A 15,251-nucleotide genomic window follows, 5' to 3' on the forward strand; every position below is an offset into this window, starting at 1 on the left:
TCTTTGGTCTAGGTTGGACAAACCCGCGCGCGGGTCAGTCGCGGACCGGCGCCAGGGAACCCTCAGAGGATACCGTAAAGCGTGCGACATTCGCTCGCTGGTACGGCGCCAAGTCCACCGTACTCCCCGATTGCTGAACCTCGACCGCCGTCGCATCGCCCAGTTTTATGCGGCCGACCTCGCCTGCGGCGTAACGACGTTCATCGCCGGCGCGAAGCAGTGCATGCTCGATTTTCCGGCCGTCCGGCGCGTTCACCTCCACCCAGCTGTCGCCCTTGAACGACAGCGACAACGCAGGCGCGGCCGAACGCGGCACCGGCGTCATCGAGGCGACATAAGGCGCTGTCTGCGGCTTGCCGGCAGGACGCATCCCGTGGTCCGCCTTGTCCGAAGCGCGCGGTGCACTCGGCACGACATCCAGCGATGCGGTGGCTGCATCCGGTGCCACGCCGGTCGTCGGCCGCAGCGCCATCCAGACAGGCGTGGCGATGACCAACGTCAACACGACGTACACCGCGCGGCGTTTGAAACTCTCGAAGAAATACTGCAGCTGCGGCGTGTGGGTATGGCTGACCAGTTCGGCGGGCCTCGCGACCACCGTATCCGCCTGCTGCAGGAACGGCTCCACATCCACCTTCAGGAGACGCCCGTAGCTGCGCAGCTGCCCGCGCACGAAGACCGCGCCACCCGACTGGTCCCACTGCCCCGACTCGAGGGACTGCAGCACCCGCACGGGCATCTTCAGCCGCTGACTGACGTCCTGCAAAGACAGGCCGGCCTGCTCACGCGCCGACCTCAACGCCTCGCCGCACCCCTGCGGCGGGGACACATCCCCGACTACCGATTGCGTCATGGCCCTGCATTTCCCCCGGTTGTGACGTCCTGCGCGTCGGGGAACTCCGCCCGAATACGCTGAACATATCGACTGGCAGCGGCCTTGTCGCCGAGTCTGTCCTCGATTTGTGATGCGAGTTTCAACACTCCCGCACTGGCCGGCGCGGCGGCCAGCCTGCGCTCCACGAACGCGCGGGCAGACATGTACTGCTGCTGGCGGAACTCGAGTTCCGCCATGGCTTCCAGCGCGGTCGCATTGGCGGGCTCGAGTACCAGCGCCTGGCGCAGGTCGCGCTCGGCACGCTCGGTCTGGCCCGACTTGAGCGCGCAGCTGCCGGCGTTCGCGGCGGCGAGCGCGGGCGTCGCATAGCCCGGCGCAGCGACCGCGCGGTCGAACCACACCAGCGATTCGGCGGCAAACCCGTTCGCGCACAGCCACGTGCCATAGTTGTTCTGCGTGGCGCCCTCGCCCGGCGCGAGCTCGGCGGCGCGGCGGTAGGATTCGCCCGCTTTCTCGCCACGCCCTTGCCGATCTTCGATCACGGCCAGCAGGGTAAGCGCATCCACCGAGTCGGGCTCGAGTTTGAGTGCCGACCGCGCTTCCTTTTCGGCAGCGTCCAGTTCTCCCGCGCGCAACCGTTGGAGCGAACGCGCGAGAATCGTCTGCACGCCCTGCCTGCGCTTTACCTCCGGACTGTCCTTGACCGAGTAGTCGGGCAACTCTTCCTGTCCGGCCAGCTGGCCCATCTTGCCCTTGGGACGGACAAAGGTCAGGCGACTGCAGGCGGTCGCCAGCAGGATGGTGATCAGCAGCAGGCAGAGTGCCTTAAGCCGCATCGTCGATACCCTGTTCCTGCAGTTGCCGACGGAACTCGGCCTGGCGGCGGGTGCGATCCATCACCTGCCCCTTCAGCTGGCCACAGGCGGCGTCTATGTCATCGCCCCGGGTGCGACGGACCATCGTCAGCACCTGGGAGTCCAGCAGCAATTTCTGGAAGGCGCGGATGTCTTCCTCCGGTGCGCGCTCGTAGCGCGTTCCCGGGAACGGGTTGAACGGAATCAGGTTGACCTTGCCGGCATCCTTCAGCTGCGCTGCGTTGCTGAACTTGCGCATCAGCTGCGCCAGCTGCCGTGCGTGCTCGGGCTGGTCGTTGACGCCCTTCATCAGCGTGTATTCGAACGTCACCGAATCGCGCTTCTTGTTCGCATGCAGGTAGCGCACGCACGACGCCATCAGCTCGGCGATCGGATACTTCCTGTTGAGCGGCACCAGTTGTTCGCGCAGCGCATCGTTTGGCGCGTGCAGCGACACCGCGAGCGACACGTCGGTCTCGGTGGAAAGGCGGTCGATCATCGGCACCAGGCCGGAGGTCGACAGCGTGACGCGCTTGCTGGCCAGGCCGTAGCCCAGGTCGTCGCGCATGATGTTCATCGCGCGCACGACGTTGTCGAAATTCAACAACGGCTCGCCCATCCCCATCATCACCACGTTGGTGAGACGACGATTCTGCGCGGGAACGTTGCCAAGATGGCGCGCCGTCACCCAGACCTGGCCGATGATCTCGGCGGTGGTGAGGTTGCGGTTGAATCCCTGCGTCGCGGTCGAGCAGAACGTGCAGTTCAGGCCACAACCGACCTGCGACGACACGCACAGCGTGCCGCGGTTCTTGTCGGGGATGTAGACGGTTTCAACGGCATTCTTGCCGTCCACGCCCATGCCGAGCAGCCACTTGTGCGTGCCGTCGGTGGAGGGCTTGTCGAACACGACCTGCGGCACGACGACGTCGGCATGTTCCTGCAGCTTGGCGCGCAGGTTCTTGCCGAGATCCGTCATCTCGCCGAAGTCGGTGACGTAGCGATGATGGATCCACTTCATGACCTGATGGGCGCGGAACTTCTGCTCGCCCAGCGTTTCGACGAAGAACCGCTCCAGCCCTTCGCGATCCAGGTCCATGAGGTTCTGCTTCGCGGACACGGGCACGCCGACAGCCACGGACGGTGCGTCCGTGGCCAGCTTCAACTCGATCGGCGGCAGGTCGTGGTTGCTCATCGCATATCGCTCAGCGCGAGAACACTTCGGTCGCGGCGAAGAAATACGCGATCTCGATGTTCGCGTTCTCGACCGAATCCGAACCGTGCGCGGCATTGGCATCGATGGAGTCGGCGAAGTCGGCGCGGATCGTACCCGGCGCAGCATCCTTCGGATTGGTGGCGCCGAGGATGTCGCGGTGCTTCAGCACGGCGTTCTCGCCTTCCAGCACCTGCACGACGACCGGACCGGAGATCATGAATTCGACCAGCGCGTTGAAGAACGGACGCTCGCGGTGCACGGCGTAGAAACCTTCGGCCTCACGACGCGACAGGTGCTTCATCTTCGAGGCAACGATCTTCAGGCCGTTCTTTTCGAAACGGGCATAGATTTCGCCGATGACGTTCTTGGCAACGGCATCGGGCTTGACGATCGACAGGGTGCGCTCCAGCGCCATGGGGATTTTCTCCGTTGGGCGGGCCACTGAAGGCCCAAGGTTAACATGAAAAACCCGCGTCGAAACGCGGGCTTAGACCAGAAAGCGTAGCGAGATTCTAACGTATCCAACGCAACTGTGCAGCCGCTCGCCGGCGAATTTGCTGCTTCGCAACATGACTCCCCGGCCTTGCCGGATCCACAATGAGTCAAACAAGCGTTTGATTCAGTCCCGGAGGGGATCATGGGCAACACCACGCATTTCTCCACCAAGGAGCGGATCCTGGGGGCGGCTGAAGAATTGTTCGCCCAGCACGGGTTCGCCGGCACTTCGCTGCGGCAGGTCACCAGCCGTGCGGACGTCAACATCGCCGCCGTCAACTACCACTTCGGCAGCAAGGAGAACCTGGTCAACGAGGTGTTCCGCCGCCGCATGGACGACATGACGGCCGCCCGCCTCGCCCTGCTGGAGCGGGCCTTGGTGGAACGGCCAGGCGAACTCGAGCCGATCCTGGCCGCCTTCGTCGAGCCGGCGCTGGCGCTCGCCCAGGACCGCCAAGGTGGCGGCGCCTTCGTCCGCGTCATCGCCCGCGCCTACGCCGAGAAGAACGACGGCCTGCGCAAGTTCCTGTCCGACCACTATGGCCACGTGCTGCGCGAGTTCGGCAAGGCCATCGCCGCCTGCGTACCGGGGCTCAGCAAGGAAGAACTCTACTGGCGGCTCGACTTCTTCTCGGGTGCGCTGACCTATGCCATGGCCGACTTCGGCCTGATCAAGCGCCCCACCGGTGTCACGGAAGCGGCACACCGTGAGCGTGCCGCCCGTGAACTGATCCGCTTCGCCGAGGCCGGCCTGCGCGCCGACCGCACCTAACCCCTGCAATCCAAGGAAATCCCATGTCCAACCCCCTGCTAGTTCGCAAGGCGGCCGTGCTGGGCGCCGGCGTGATGGGCGCACAGATCGCCGCGCACCTGACCAATGCCGGCGTCGACACCGTGCTGTTCGATCTTCCCGCCAAGGACGGCCATCCCGACGGCATCGTGCACAAGGCGATCGCCAACCTGGCCAAGCTCAGCCCTGCCCCGCTGGCCAGCAAGTCCCTGGCCGAAGCAATCACGGCGGCCAACTACGAGACCGGCCTTGAGCACCTGAAGGGCTGCGACCTGATCATCGAGGCCATTGCCGAGCGCATGGACTGGAAGCAGGACCTGTACAGGAAGATCGCTCCCTTCGTTGCCGACCATGCCGTGCTGGCGAGCAACACCTCGGGCCTGGGAATCAACAAGTTGGCGGAAGTTCTTCCGGAACAGCTTCGCCATCGCTTCTGCGGCGTGCACTTCTTCAACCCGCCGCGTTACATGCATCTGGCCGAGCTTATTCCCGCAAAGTCCACCGACGCTTCGGTGCTCGAAGGCCTGGAAGCCTTCCTGACAAGCACGCTCGGCAAGGGTGTGGTGTACGCCAAGGACACCCCGAATTTCATCGGCAACCGCATCGGCGTGTTCTCCATCCTGGCCACGGCCCACCATACCGGCGAGTTCAAGCTGGGCTTCGACGAGGTGGACGCCATCACCGGCCCGCTGATCGGTCGCCCGAAGTCGGCGACGTACCGCACCTCGGACGTGGTCGGCCTGGACACCATGGCCCACGTCATCAAGACCATGGCCGACACCCTGCCGGACGACCCGTGGCACAGCTACTTCAAGTCGCCGAAGTGGCTGGAAGCCCTGATCGCCAAGGGCGCCCTGGGCCAGAAGACCGGCGCCGGCATCTTCCGCAAGGTGGGCAAGGACATCGTGGTCCTGGATCTGGAGAAGCAGGATTACCGCGCCTCCGACCGTACTGCCGCTCCGGAAGTGGTCGATATCCTGAAGATCAGGAACCCGGCAGAGAAGTTCGCCAAGCTGCGCGAGAGCCAGCACCCGCAGGCGCAGTTCCTGTGGTCGGTGTTCCGTGATCTCTTCCACTACAGCGCCTACCACCTGGCCGATATCGCCGAGACCGCCCGCGATGTCGACCTTGCCATCCGCTGGGGTTACGGCTGGAGCCTCGGCCCGTTCGAAACCTGGCAGGCCGCCGGCTGGAAGCAGGTGGCGCAGTGGATCGCCGACGACATCGTGGCCGGCAAGGCTATGAGCGGCGCGCCGTTGCCGAACTGGGTGTTCGATGGCCGCGAAGGCGTGCATGCGGCCGAGGGCAGCTACAGCCCGGTGAAGAACGCCAAGCTGCCGCGCTCCTCGCTGCCCGTGTACCAGCGGCAGCGCTTCCCCGATCCGCTGCTGGGCGAAGCTTTCCCGCAAGGCGAGACCGTCTTCGAGAACGACGGCGTACGCCTGTGGACGGACGGCGACGGCATCGGCGTGGTCAGCTTCAAGACCAAGATGCACACCGTCTCGGATGCGGTGCTGGATGGCCTGCAGGAAGCGATCACCATCGCCGAGCAGAAGTTCAAGGGCCTGGTGATCTGGCAGCCGAAGGAGCCTTTCTCCGCCGGCGCCGACCTGGCGGGTGCGCTGGGTGCGTTGCAGGCGGGCAAGATCGCCGAGTTCGAGGCCATGGTGGCCAACTTCCAGGCCACCAGCCAGCGCATCAAGTATTCGCTGGTGCCCGTCGTTGCCGCGGTGCGCGGACTGGCACTGGGCGGCGGCTGCGAATTCCAGATGCACAGTGCCCGCACGGTCGCGCATCTGGAGAGCTACATCGGCCTGGTCGAAGCCGGCGTCGGCCTGCTGCCGGCCGGCGGCGGCCTGAAGGAGATCGCGGTGCGCGCCTCGCAGGCCGCAGGCCCGGGCGGCGACGTGTTCGCCGAACTGAAGAAGACCTTCGAAACCGTGGCCATGGCGAAAGTGTCCACCTCCGCCTTCGAAGCGAAGGAACTGGGCCTGGTGCGTGCAGGCGACAAGGTCGCTTTCAATGCGTACGAACTGCTGTACATCGCCAAGCAGGAAGTCCTGGCGCTGGCCGAGACGGGTTACCGCCCGCCCCTGCCGGCCCGACGCATCCAGGTGGCCGGCGACGTCGGCATCGCGACCTTCAAGATGATGCTGGTCAACATGCTGGAGGGCCGCTTCATCAGCCCGTACGACTACGAAATCGCGGTACGCATCGCCACCGTACTGTGCGGCGGTGACGTCGACCGCGGCGCGCTGGTCGACGAGGAATGGCTGCTCAAGCTGGAACGCCAGCATTTCGTTGAACTGGCCCAGCAGGAAAAGACCCAGGCCCGCATCGCGCACATGCTGAAGACCGGCAAGCCGCTGCGTAACTGACCGCCGACGACACAGGACACCGAGACATGAGCAAGCAAGTACAAGAAGCCTACATCGTCGCCGCCACCCGCACGCCGGTCGGCAAGGCGCCCAAGGGCGTGTTCCGCAACACCCGCCCTGACGACATGCTGGCGCACGTGCTGAAGTCGGTCGTGGCGCAGGCCCCGGGCATCGACCTCAATCGCATCGACGACGCCATCATCGGCTGTGCGATGCCGGAAGCCGAGCAAGGCATGAACGTGGCGCGCATCGGCCTGCTGCTGGCCGGCCTGCCGAACACGATCGCCGCGCAGACCATCAACCGCTTCTGTTCGTCCGGCCTACAGGCGGTGGCGATGGCGGCCGACCAGATCCGCCTGGGCAATGCCGATCTGATGCTGGCCGGCGGCACCGAGAGCATGAGCATGGTGCCGATGATGGGCAACAAGATCGCCATGGCGCCGAGCGTGTTCGACAACGACCACGTCGCCATCGCCTACGGCATGGGCATCACCGCCGAGAAAGTCGCCGAGGAATGGAAGATCTCGCGCGAGGACCAGGATGCGTTCGCCGTCGCTTCGCACCAGAAAGCGCTGGCCGCACAGGCCGCCGGCGAATTCCGGGACGAGATCAGCCCGTACGAAGTCATTTCGCGCCAGCCCGACCTCGCCGGCAATATCGTGCGCACGAAGAAGTTGCTGGTGGAACAGGATGAAGGCCCGCGCGCCGACACCTCGCTGGAAGGCCTGGCCAAGCTGCGTACCGTGTTTCGCAATCCGCAGTTCGGCGGCACGGTCACTGCGGGCACCTCGTCGCAGATGAGCGATGGCGCGGCCGGCGTGCTGCTGGCGTCGGAACAGGCCATCAAGGATTACGGCCTGACCCCGCTGGCCCGCTTCGTCAGCTTCTCGGTCGCCGGCGTGCGCCCTGAAGTGATGGGCATCGGTCCCATCGCGGCGATCCCGAAGGCGCTGAAGCAGGCCGGCCTGACCAAGGACCAGCTGGACTGGATCGAGCTCAACGAAGCCTTCGCCGCACAAGCGCTCGCGGTGATCCGTGACAGCGAACTGGATCCCTCCAGGATCAACCCGCTTGGCGGCGCCATCGCACTCGGCCACCCGCTCGGTGCGACCGGCGCCATCCGCACCGCGACGATCGTGCACGGCATGCGCCGCCAGCAGAAGAAGTACGGTATGGTGACCATGTGCATCGGCACCGGCATGGGCGCGGCGGGCATCTTCGAGTCGCTGTAAGCAGGGTGTTCGCCCACATAAACGAGGAATGGCGCCCGAGGGCGCCATTTCTTTGGGTTCGATGACTGTCGTCAGGCCATGCGCGTGCCGTCGGGCACCGGGCGTTCGACCGTCGTGACCACCACGCCTTCGTTGGTATGGAATCCGGTCAGCAGGAATTCCGAAATGAAAGGGCCGACCTGCTTGGGCGGGAAATTGATGACACCCACGATCTGGCGTCCGACCAGGTCTTCGGGTGCATACAGCGATCGGATCTGCGCACTGGTCTTCTTCACGCCATGCGGACCGAAGTCGACCCATACCTTCCACGCCGGCTTCCGCGCCTCCGGAAATGGCTCGACCTTCTGCACGGTGCCCGCGCACAACTGGACACGCATGAAGTCTTCCCACCCGATCGTGTCTGCGGTTCCACTCATGTTCGCTACGCCTTCTCCATCCGAGCCTTCCACGCGTCCTTCGCTTCCGCCCACCAGTAGCTGAGCTGGGCGCCCAGGAACCCCGCCGGCTTGATCGCCGACACCAATCCGTACGGGGCGAATTCGCGCCAGCGCTCATCGCCTTCCGCGATGGCGGACGCAATGACCTCGCCAGCCAGTGTGGTCGGCGCCACGCCATGCCCCCCAAAGGCCTGCGCCACCCATAGGCCTGGCTCCACCTGGCCGATCTGCGGCATCTCGTGGCGTGCGTAACTCATGAGGCCCGACCAGGCATAGTCGATGTCCACGCCCTCCAACTGCGGGAAGACCTTCAGCATGTCGCGATACAACAGGCGCCTTACCGCCTGCGGCGAGCGATCCAGGATGGAAATGCGCCCTCCCCACAGCAGGCGGGAATCGGGCAGTGGCCGGTAATAGTCGAAAGCGAAGCGGGTGTCGTAGACCGCGGCGCGGGTACGCATCGCCTCGTCCAGCCGTGCGCCGAGCGGCGCCGTGACCAGGACATAGGTCGCGATGGGCAGGACACCGGCATCCACCCGCCGGTGCAGGCCCGCCAGATAGCCACCGCAGGCCAGCACCACCTGCCTGGCCTCGACGCTTCCCGCGAGCGTCGTGACCCGCCAGCCATTGCCGGCACGGTCCAGCGAGACCGCCGGGGAGTGAGCGAACAACGAAACGCCTTGCTCAGCCGCCACACGCGCGAGTCCATTCGCATACTTCAATGGATGGAAGTGGAATGCCTGCGGTTCGTACAACGCATCGTGATACCGGGCCGTGCGCAGCTGGTGACGGACGTCGTCGCGGTCCATCCACCGCCAGTCCTGGCCGAACGCATCGGCGAGCAGGGCCTTGCGTTGCCTGAGTACTTCCTGGTCGCGGAACCAGTTCGCCCAGATGATGCCGGCCTGGGTGTCATCGCAGTCAATGCCATGGCGGACGATCCGGCGGCGGATCAATTCCACCGCATCGATGGTTCCCGCATACAACGCTTTCGCGTGCGATGGTCCAAGGTCGCGCAGCAGCGACGCTTCGCCGCGCGAGAAACCCCCGAACACGAATCCGCCGTTGCGGCCCGATGCACCGAATGCGGGAGTACCCGCTTCCAGCAGCACGACATCGCGAACACCGCGCTCGGCCAGACCCAGCGCTGTGTTCAACCCCGCAAAGCCGCCCCCGACGATGCAGACCTGGGCCTCGACGCGGGACTGCAACTGCGGCAACCCCGGCACCGCACCCGCGGTGTCCAGGTAGTAGTTGCCGGATGAGATCTGCACAGAAGGGAATCCCAGGCCAGCGAAGTCAGCTGGACGTCAAACACTATCGGGCAGGAGGCCGTCAGCCGAGGTCGCGGACACCCAGCTCGTTCAAGGAGTTCTGCATCATGTCGCGGGCCGCATCGCTGAGCTTCTCGTGGTCCAGCGCATAACGGATGGTGGCCTCGATCAGCCCGATGTGCGTGCCGCAATCGAAGCGCGTGCCCTGGAAGCGGTAGGCGTGGACCGGTTTCTCCGCGAGCAACGATGCGATGGCGTCGGTCAGCTGGATTTCGCCGCCGGCCCCCGGCGTCGTGCTTTCCAGCAGCGAGAAAATGCGCGAATCCAAAACATATCGGCCCACGACGGCGAGCGTGCTGGGCGCCACGTCCGGCTTGGGCTTTTCGACGATGGCGCTGATGCGCCCCTCGCGCCCCGAAAATGCTTCGGTCGCCACGATGCCATAGCTGCCCGTCTGTTCCGCCGGCACGTCCTGCACGGCGATGACACTGGCACCGCTGGCTTCCGCTGCATCGGCCATCTGCTTGAGCGCACCCGGACCCCGGTTCCAGATCAGGTCGTCCGGCAGCAGCACGGCGAAGGGTTCTTCCCCGACGATGGGTTTGGCGCAGAGAACGGCGTGCCCCAGCCCCAGTGCTTCGGCCTGGGTGACGAACACGGCCCGCACGTGCGGCGGCAGCACGTTGCGCACCAGTTCCAGCTGCTCGGCCTTGCCCGCACGCTCGAGCTTCTGTTCGAGTTCGTAGGCCTTGTCGAAATAGTCCGCCACCGCATGCTTGTAGCGGTTGGTGACGAAGATCAGCGTGTCGCAGCCAGCTTCGATGGCCTCATCGACGGCGTACTGGATCAGCGGCCGATCGATGATCGGCAGCATTTCCTTGGGAACCGTCTTGGTGGCCGGCAGGAAGCGGGTGCCGAGTCCCGCCACGGGGAACACGGCCTTGCGGATTCGGGCTTGGGTCATCGGGTCCTGCGTGCATCGCGGCCGGGGAAGACCACGATATTAGCCGAGGCGTCGTCCTGATCGTTCGACAGCGGCGAGAACTCGGGGACCGCCACACGCAGCACCTCGCCGAGTTCGGCGGTGTCGTACCGGGTGTACGCCGCGCGCAACCGCTGCAGGGCCAGGTCAAGGAACTCCGGCGACACATCGCGCGCCAGCGCCTTCATGATCTTCGAGTGGGACGTGGGCTGGTAGCGCTCATCCGCATGGAACAGGGTCTCATGCAGCTTTTCGCCAGGACGCAGGCCCGTGTACACAATGGCGATGTCGCGCCCGGGTTGCTTGCCCGCCAACCGGATCATCTGTTCCGCCAGCAGGCGGATCGGCACCGGGTCGCCCATGTCCAAGGTGTAGATCGACGCGTGAGCGGCGCCCGATGCGGCCTGCAGGATCAGCTGACACGCCTCGGGGATGGTCATGAAGTAGCGCGTCACGTCCGGGTCGGTAACCGTCACCGGCCCGCCCTTGCGGATCTGCTCGCGGAAAAGCGGCACCACGCTGCCTGCGGAGTCGAGGACGTTGCCGAAGCGCACGGTGACGAAGCGCGTACTGGCCCGGCCGTCATCCAGCGCCTGGCACGCCATTTCCGCCAACCGCTTGGTCGCGCCCAGCACATTGGCCGGATCCACCGCCTTGTCGGTCGAGATCAGGACGAAGGTCCCCACATCGGCGTCCCGACATGCCCGCGCCACCGTTTCGGTCGCGAGCACGTTGTTGCCTATCGCCTCGCGGAGATGCCCTTCCAGCAGGGGCACCTGCTTGTACGCGGCCGCATGGAAGACCGCATCCGGTTCGGCGATGCGCAACGCATGCGCGATGACGGCGGGATCTCCGCAATTGCCAAGAACCGGAAGCACTTCGAGGTCCGGGAATGCCCGCCGCAGGTCGCCCTGGATGGTGATGAGCGCCAGTTCATCGATCTCGACCAGCGCAATCCGCTGCGCGCCGTGGCGCGCACACTGCCGGCAGAGTTCCGAGCCGATGGAGCCGCCTGCACCCGTCACCATGACGGTGCGCCCCCCCAACCAACCGCGGATGAGTTTCCAGTCGGGTGTGACCGACTTGCGCCCCAGCAGATCCTCGATGGCCACTTCCTTGAGGTCGCCGGGCATCGACTGACCTTCCAGGACATTCACCAGGCGGGGAACCATCCTGAACGGCAAACCCGTGCTCTCGCAGATCGCCACGACACGCTGCATGGCAGGCGCATCGAGCGAAGGCATGGCGATGACGAGCATCCGCGCAGCGGTCTCCCGCGCAACCGCAGCAGCGCTCTCCAGTCCGCCCAGGACCGGGATGCCGAGCAATTTGGAGCCATGCAACCGCGAGGCGTCGTCGAGGAACGCCACGGGATGGTAGATACCCGTTCTCCGAAGTTCGCGGACCAGCGCCTCACCCGCCCGTCCGGCGCCCAGGACCAACACGCGAGAAGCGCTCTCGCTGCTGCGTTGAACCTGACTGTCTTTCCAGGCCCGATAGACCAACCGCGGCAGGCCGAGGAACCCGACCAGCGCGAACGGATAAAAACCCAGGACGGCGCGCGGAATGGATCCAAACCGGTTGTAGAAGAAGAGGCCGAGCACCACACCCAGAAATCCGAGCGCACATGCCTTCACGATGTTCCACAGGTCGGGGAGGCTGGCAAAGCGCCAAAGCCCCCGGTACAGGCCCATCCACCAGAAGACCGCGCCTTGCGCGAGAAGCACGACTGCGATTTCGTTCGACCAGAGCGGAAACTCCGGCGAGTGCGCGAGCATGGCGTAACGAAGCCTGTGCAGGACCTGCCAGCACAGCCAGACCATCGCCAAATCATGGATGGCCACCAGGGCGCGCGGCATGAATCCGCTCAATCGGTCCCGCCATGATTCCATCAGTTCCTTCTCCGGATGCTAGCCGCGCCATCCCCGACGCAACGAAAACCACAGCGTCCCGCCGACCCCGTAGATCACCCCCACCGCAGCGGAAGTAACCGGCAATGTCTCGCAAGACAGCGTATAGCTTAACAATAAACTAATGCCGCCGAACGCCATGTAAACCGAGGTTACTGCGGTATGCCCGAAACGCCGCGCGCCCATCTGATAGAGGTGTCCGACGTGGGGGGTCCACCATTTTTCCCTGCGGAGCATGCGCCCCGACAACGTGAAGCCGGCGTCGACAAGGAATGCGCACAGCGGCAGCAGCAACAGAGGCATCGTCGCTATGGGCGCATTGTCTGCAATGGCGGCCACGATGAGCCCAGCCAGCACGTAGCCCAGGGCCCCGCTGCCGACATCGCCAAGAAAGATCCGGGCGTTGGGAAAGTTGAACGGCAGGAAGCCGAGGCAGCCGGCGAGCAAGGCAAGTGCCAGCCAGCGCCACTCCCCCGACAACAGGCCTGCATAAGCCAGTGCGGCCAGCGCCGCCTGGCTGGCAGCCAGACCGTTGATGCCGTCCATGAAATTCCACACATTCACCAGCACCATCGCGGCGCCGAATGCCAGGAGGACCGGGAACCAGTGGCCGCTTTGCCACCCTGCCCCCACGCCCAGGATCAGCGCAGCCACCGCTTGTACCGCCAAGCGCAGCCAGGGCGACAGCGGACGGTGGTCGTCCCACCAGCCGATTCCGGCGACGATCAGCAACCCGGGCAGGAAGGCGATCAGCAATGGATCCACCGACGCCTGCCGCAAACCGAGATAAAGGCCAGAAACCACCACGGCCAGCACGATGGCGATGCCGCCACCACGAGGGGTGGCAACGTGATGGCTACGCCGCTCACCCGGCTGGTCCATCAGGTTGCCGCGCATCGCGTAGCGGCGTGCCACCCAGGTGGCGAAAGCGGTGCCCAGCGTGATGACCGCCAGCCAGACAGCGACCTGCGGCATCAGACCACCGCGTAATTCAGCAGCGGCTTCACCGTCCCCCACTCCTTGCAACTCGGGCACTGCCAGTGATGCGTCCGGGCGCCAAACCCGCAGCGCGTGCATCGATAGCTCGGATTGCGCACCAGCAACTGGTCGGTGATGTGCTTGAGGTCGTGCAGCGTGGCGGCAGGATCCGCACCTTCCGCCAGCGTCAGGTCGATCAGCGAGGCTTCGCCCCTGACCGACGGCCGATCCTTCAGCTGCCGCGCCAGATACGCGCGCGCCGCAGCGACGCCTTCCTGACGCTCCACCAGCTTCGTCAGCGCCAGTACCGGCGCGATGCCGCGATAGTGTTCGCACATCTCGGACAGGAATGCGCGGGCACCGGACAGGTCGCCTACCTGGTCGTAGCTGGCGAGCAGGCTGGGAAGGACCTCCGGCAGGTAGTCAGGATCGTGCCGGGCAGCCCGTTCGAACGCCCGTATGGCCGCCTCTGCATTGCCCGCATCGGTTTCGATGCGGCCTTCTATGATGCCGGCGCGCACACTGCCCGCATCGGCCTGGTAGGCGCGGGCGACTGCCGCGCGCGCGGCTTCGATGTTGTTGGCCGTGCGCTGCCGCTCGGCGAGTTCGCACTCGAACTGGGCCACCAGTTTGCCCATCGGCTCGGCGGTGACTTCTTCATAGCGCCGCGCGTTGTCGATCGCCTTCTCCCAGTCGCGCTCGGCCTGGTAGATGCCGATCAGGTGCTTGAGTGCCTGCGGCGCGCGTTGATCGATCTGGGCCAGGTCGCTGAAGACGGTTTCGGCACGATCGAGAAGACCCGAGCGCATGTAGTCCTCGCCCAGCGCGAGCAGCGCCTGCACGCGTTGCGCATCGCTCAGGTCGGCCCGCTGCACCAGTCCCTGATGCAGACGGATGGCGCGGTCCACCTCGCCGCGGCGGCGGAACAGATGGCCCAGCGCGACCTGGGTCTCGAAGGTTTCCTTGTCGAGTTCCGCGATATGCAGGAATAGTTCGATCGCCTTGTCAGGCTGCTCGTTGAGCAGGTAGTTCAGGCCACGGAAATAGGTGCTGGACAGCCGGCTGACCTGGGTATCGCCGTGCCGTTGTCCACCACGCCGGCCAATGACCCAACCGCTGAGTGCGGCCAGTGGCAGGAACAGGAAGAACCAGAACCACTCGGTAAGGAACGCCATCGTTCAGGCGCCACCATCGACAGCGGACGTGCCCGCGCCGGCAGGCGGTGCAACGCGGCTGGCCTTCCGCAATTTTGCGTAGAGCGGCCACACGAGCGTCGCCAGGACGATGAGGCCACCGATCACCACGCCCAACAGCAGCGACAGCATGATGCCGACCCCGGAAGACGTCTGGAAGTCGGTGAACAGGAGTTTCAGCGTGATCGGCTGCGTATTGAGCACGCCGATGATGAGTCCGTAGGCCAGGAACAGCAGTGCGACGACCAGGCGGAACATGTTCATCAGGCGACTCCTTGCGGGACGGCGCCTAGCTTAACGGACTCGACGCGGAACGACACGCGCCGGCGGCAGGGTTACTCCCCGCTTTCCTCGATGGGCGTGACATCGCTGACGCGTTCGCGCAGCTCCTTGCCCGGCTTGAAATGCGGCACATGCTTGGCCGGCAAGGCGACCGACTCGCCGGTCTTCGGATTGCGGCCCATGCGCGGCGGACGGTAGTGCAGCGAAAAGCTGCCAAAGCCGCGGATCTCGATACGATCGCCCTGCGACAGGGCGCCGCCCATCATCTCCAGCAATGCCTTGACGGCCAGGTCCACGTCCTCCGCCTTGAGGTGCGGCTGGCGGCGGCTGAGGATCTCGATGAGTTCGGATTTGGTCATCGCATGCGGATTCGGGGCGGATGTACCCGCGCCGGC

15 protein-coding genes are annotated in these 15,251 nt (G+C 65.3%); 3 read left to right on the forward strand and 12 right to left on the reverse strand.

Going from position 1 to position 15,251, the window contains the following annotated elements; all coding sequences use genetic code 11:
* Positions 1 to 34: 34 nt before the first annotated feature.
* The 4 genes from V7060_RS14325 to ndk all read right to left on the reverse strand — a co-directional run bounded on the left by V7060_RS14325 (position 35) and on the right by ndk (position 3,320).
* Positions 35 to 853, reverse strand: a complete 819-nt coding sequence (locus V7060_RS14325) for a RodZ domain-containing protein (protein WP_334179930.1) — start codon at positions 851 to 853, stop codon at positions 35 to 37.
* Positions 850 to 1,581, reverse strand: a complete 732-nt coding sequence (gene pilW / locus V7060_RS14330; protein ID WP_334180006.1) for a type IV pilus biogenesis/stability protein PilW — start codon at positions 1,579 to 1,581, stop codon at positions 850 to 852. The genes V7060_RS14325 and pilW overlap by 4 nt, the downstream gene beginning before the upstream one ends.
* Positions 1,582 to 1,660: 79 nt before the next feature.
* Positions 1,661 to 2,884: a 23S rRNA (adenine(2503)-C(2))-methyltransferase RlmN gene (rlmN, locus tag V7060_RS14335; protein ID WP_334179931.1), complete on the reverse strand. Its 1,224-nt coding sequence runs from the start codon at positions 2,882 to 2,884 to the stop codon at positions 1,661 to 1,663.
* 10 nt (positions 2,885 to 2,894) lie between these two features.
* Entirely contained in the window at positions 2,895 to 3,320 is a 426-nt protein-coding gene (gene ndk / locus V7060_RS14340) for a nucleoside-diphosphate kinase (RefSeq protein ID WP_334179932.1), read from the reverse strand.
* 222 nt (positions 3,321 to 3,542) lie between these two features.
* Here ndk and V7060_RS14345 point away from each other — a divergent pair, with 222 nt between their 5' ends.
* Genes V7060_RS14345 through V7060_RS14355 form a run of 3 tightly spaced genes read left to right on the forward strand, consistent with a single transcriptional unit; the run spans position 3,543 to position 7,800 of the window.
* Positions 3,543 to 4,172 (forward strand): TetR family transcriptional regulator, encoded by a 630-nt coding sequence (locus V7060_RS14345; protein ID WP_334179933.1) that lies wholly within the window; start codon positions 3,543 to 3,545, stop codon positions 4,170 to 4,172.
* A 23-nt stretch (positions 4,173 to 4,195) separates the two neighbouring features.
* Complete coding sequence (locus V7060_RS14350; RefSeq protein ID WP_334179934.1) at positions 4,196 to 6,568, forward strand: 3-hydroxyacyl-CoA dehydrogenase/enoyl-CoA hydratase family protein; 2,373 nt, start codon at positions 4,196 to 4,198, stop codon at positions 6,566 to 6,568.
* Positions 6,569 to 6,594: 26 nt separating this feature from the next.
* On the forward strand, positions 6,595 to 7,800 hold the full coding sequence (locus V7060_RS14355; protein ID WP_334179935.1) for an acetyl-CoA C-acyltransferase: 1,206 nt from the start codon (positions 6,595 to 6,597) through the stop codon (positions 7,798 to 7,800).
* A gap of 71 nt (positions 7,801 to 7,871) precedes the next feature.
* Here the strand turns inward: V7060_RS14355 and V7060_RS14360 are convergent, their stop codons facing one another.
* From V7060_RS14360 to V7060_RS14395, 8 genes are all read right to left on the reverse strand, one after another.
* Positions 7,872 to 8,216: a tRNA-binding protein gene (locus tag V7060_RS14360; protein ID WP_334179936.1), complete on the reverse strand. Its 345-nt coding sequence runs from the start codon at positions 8,214 to 8,216 to the stop codon at positions 7,872 to 7,874.
* 5 nt (positions 8,217 to 8,221) lie between these two features.
* Complete coding sequence (locus V7060_RS14365) at positions 8,222 to 9,511, reverse strand: FAD-binding oxidoreductase (protein ID WP_334179937.1); 1,290 nt, start codon at positions 9,509 to 9,511, stop codon at positions 8,222 to 8,224.
* 61 nt (positions 9,512 to 9,572) lie between these two features.
* Positions 9,573 to 10,475 carry a UTP--glucose-1-phosphate uridylyltransferase GalU gene (gene galU / locus V7060_RS14370; RefSeq protein ID WP_334179938.1) on the reverse strand — a complete coding sequence of 301 codons (903 nt, stop codon included), beginning with the start codon at positions 10,473 to 10,475 and terminating at the stop codon, positions 9,573 to 9,575.
* Positions 10,472 to 12,385, reverse strand: coding sequence for a nucleoside-diphosphate sugar epimerase/dehydratase (locus V7060_RS14375; RefSeq protein ID WP_334179939.1), 1,914 nt, complete (start codon positions 12,383 to 12,385; stop codon positions 10,472 to 10,474). The genes galU and V7060_RS14375 overlap by 4 nt, the downstream gene beginning before the upstream one ends.
* 18 nt (positions 12,386 to 12,403) lie before the next feature.
* Complete coding sequence (locus V7060_RS14380; protein ID WP_334179940.1) at positions 12,404 to 13,378, reverse strand: lipopolysaccharide biosynthesis protein; 975 nt, start codon at positions 13,376 to 13,378, stop codon at positions 12,404 to 12,406.
* A complete protein-coding gene (gene lapB / locus V7060_RS14385; RefSeq protein WP_334179941.1) occupies positions 13,378 to 14,556 on the reverse strand; it encodes a lipopolysaccharide assembly protein LapB in 1,179 nt (392 codons plus the stop codon). Before lapB ends, V7060_RS14380 begins: the two co-directional genes overlap by 1 nt.
* Positions 14,557 to 14,559: 3 nt before the next feature.
* Positions 14,560 to 14,838 carry a LapA family protein gene (locus tag V7060_RS14390; protein ID WP_334179942.1) on the reverse strand — a complete coding sequence of 93 codons (279 nt, stop codon included), beginning with the start codon at positions 14,836 to 14,838 and terminating at the stop codon, positions 14,560 to 14,562.
* Positions 14,839 to 14,909: 71 nt separating this feature from the next.
* Positions 14,910 to 15,215: an integration host factor subunit beta gene (locus tag V7060_RS14395; RefSeq protein WP_055944733.1), complete on the reverse strand. Its 306-nt coding sequence runs from the start codon at positions 15,213 to 15,215 to the stop codon at positions 14,910 to 14,912.
* Positions 15,216 to 15,251: the final 36 nt, after the last annotated feature.

This window comes from Pseudoxanthomonas sp., assembly GCF_036845285.1.
Taxonomy (GTDB): domain Bacteria; phylum Pseudomonadota; class Gammaproteobacteria; order Xanthomonadales; family Xanthomonadaceae; genus Pseudoxanthomonas_A.

What these genes read in the sequence shown, in the direction of transcription:
- V7060_RS14325 (WP_334179930.1), bottom strand. Translation starts at nt 853, where the DNA reads ATGACGCAATCGGTAGTCGGGGATGTGTCCCCGCCGCAGGGGTGCGGC.
- pilW (WP_334180006.1), bottom strand. Translation starts at nt 1,581, where the DNA reads ATGGGCCAGCTGGCCGGACAGGAAGAGTTGCCCGACTACTCGGTCAAG.
- rlmN (WP_334179931.1), bottom strand. Translation starts at nt 2,884, where the DNA reads ATGAGCAACCACGACCTGCCGCCGATCGAGTTGAAGCTGGCCACGGAC.
- ndk (WP_334179932.1), bottom strand. Translation starts at nt 3,320, where the DNA reads ATGGCGCTGGAGCGCACCCTGTCGATCGTCAAGCCCGATGCCGTTGCC.
- V7060_RS14345 (WP_334179933.1), top strand. Translation starts at nt 3,543, where the DNA reads ATGGGCAACACCACGCATTTCTCCACCAAGGAGCGGATCCTGGGGGCG.
- V7060_RS14350 (WP_334179934.1), top strand. Translation starts at nt 4,196, where the DNA reads ATGTCCAACCCCCTGCTAGTTCGCAAGGCGGCCGTGCTGGGCGCCGGC.
- V7060_RS14355 (WP_334179935.1), top strand. Translation starts at nt 6,595, where the DNA reads ATGAGCAAGCAAGTACAAGAAGCCTACATCGTCGCCGCCACCCGCACG.
- V7060_RS14360 (WP_334179936.1), bottom strand. Translation starts at nt 8,216, where the DNA reads ATGAGTGGAACCGCAGACACGATCGGGTGGGAAGACTTCATGCGTGTC.
- galU (WP_334179938.1), bottom strand. Translation starts at nt 10,475, where the DNA reads ATGACCCAAGCCCGAATCCGCAAGGCCGTGTTCCCCGTGGCGGGACTC.
- V7060_RS14375 (WP_334179939.1), bottom strand. Translation starts at nt 12,385, where the DNA reads ATGGAATCATGGCGGGACCGATTGAGCGGATTCATGCCGCGCGCCCTG.
- V7060_RS14380 (WP_334179940.1), bottom strand. Translation starts at nt 13,378, where the DNA reads ATGCCGCAGGTCGCTGTCTGGCTGGCGGTCATCACGCTGGGCACCGCT.
- lapB (WP_334179941.1), bottom strand. Translation starts at nt 14,556, where the DNA reads ATGGCGTTCCTTACCGAGTGGTTCTGGTTCTTCCTGTTCCTGCCACTG.
- V7060_RS14390 (WP_334179942.1), bottom strand. Translation starts at nt 14,838, where the DNA reads ATGAACATGTTCCGCCTGGTCGTCGCACTGCTGTTCCTGGCCTACGGA.
- V7060_RS14395 (WP_055944733.1), bottom strand. Translation starts at nt 15,215, where the DNA reads ATGACCAAATCCGAACTCATCGAGATCCTCAGCCGCCGCCAGCCGCAC.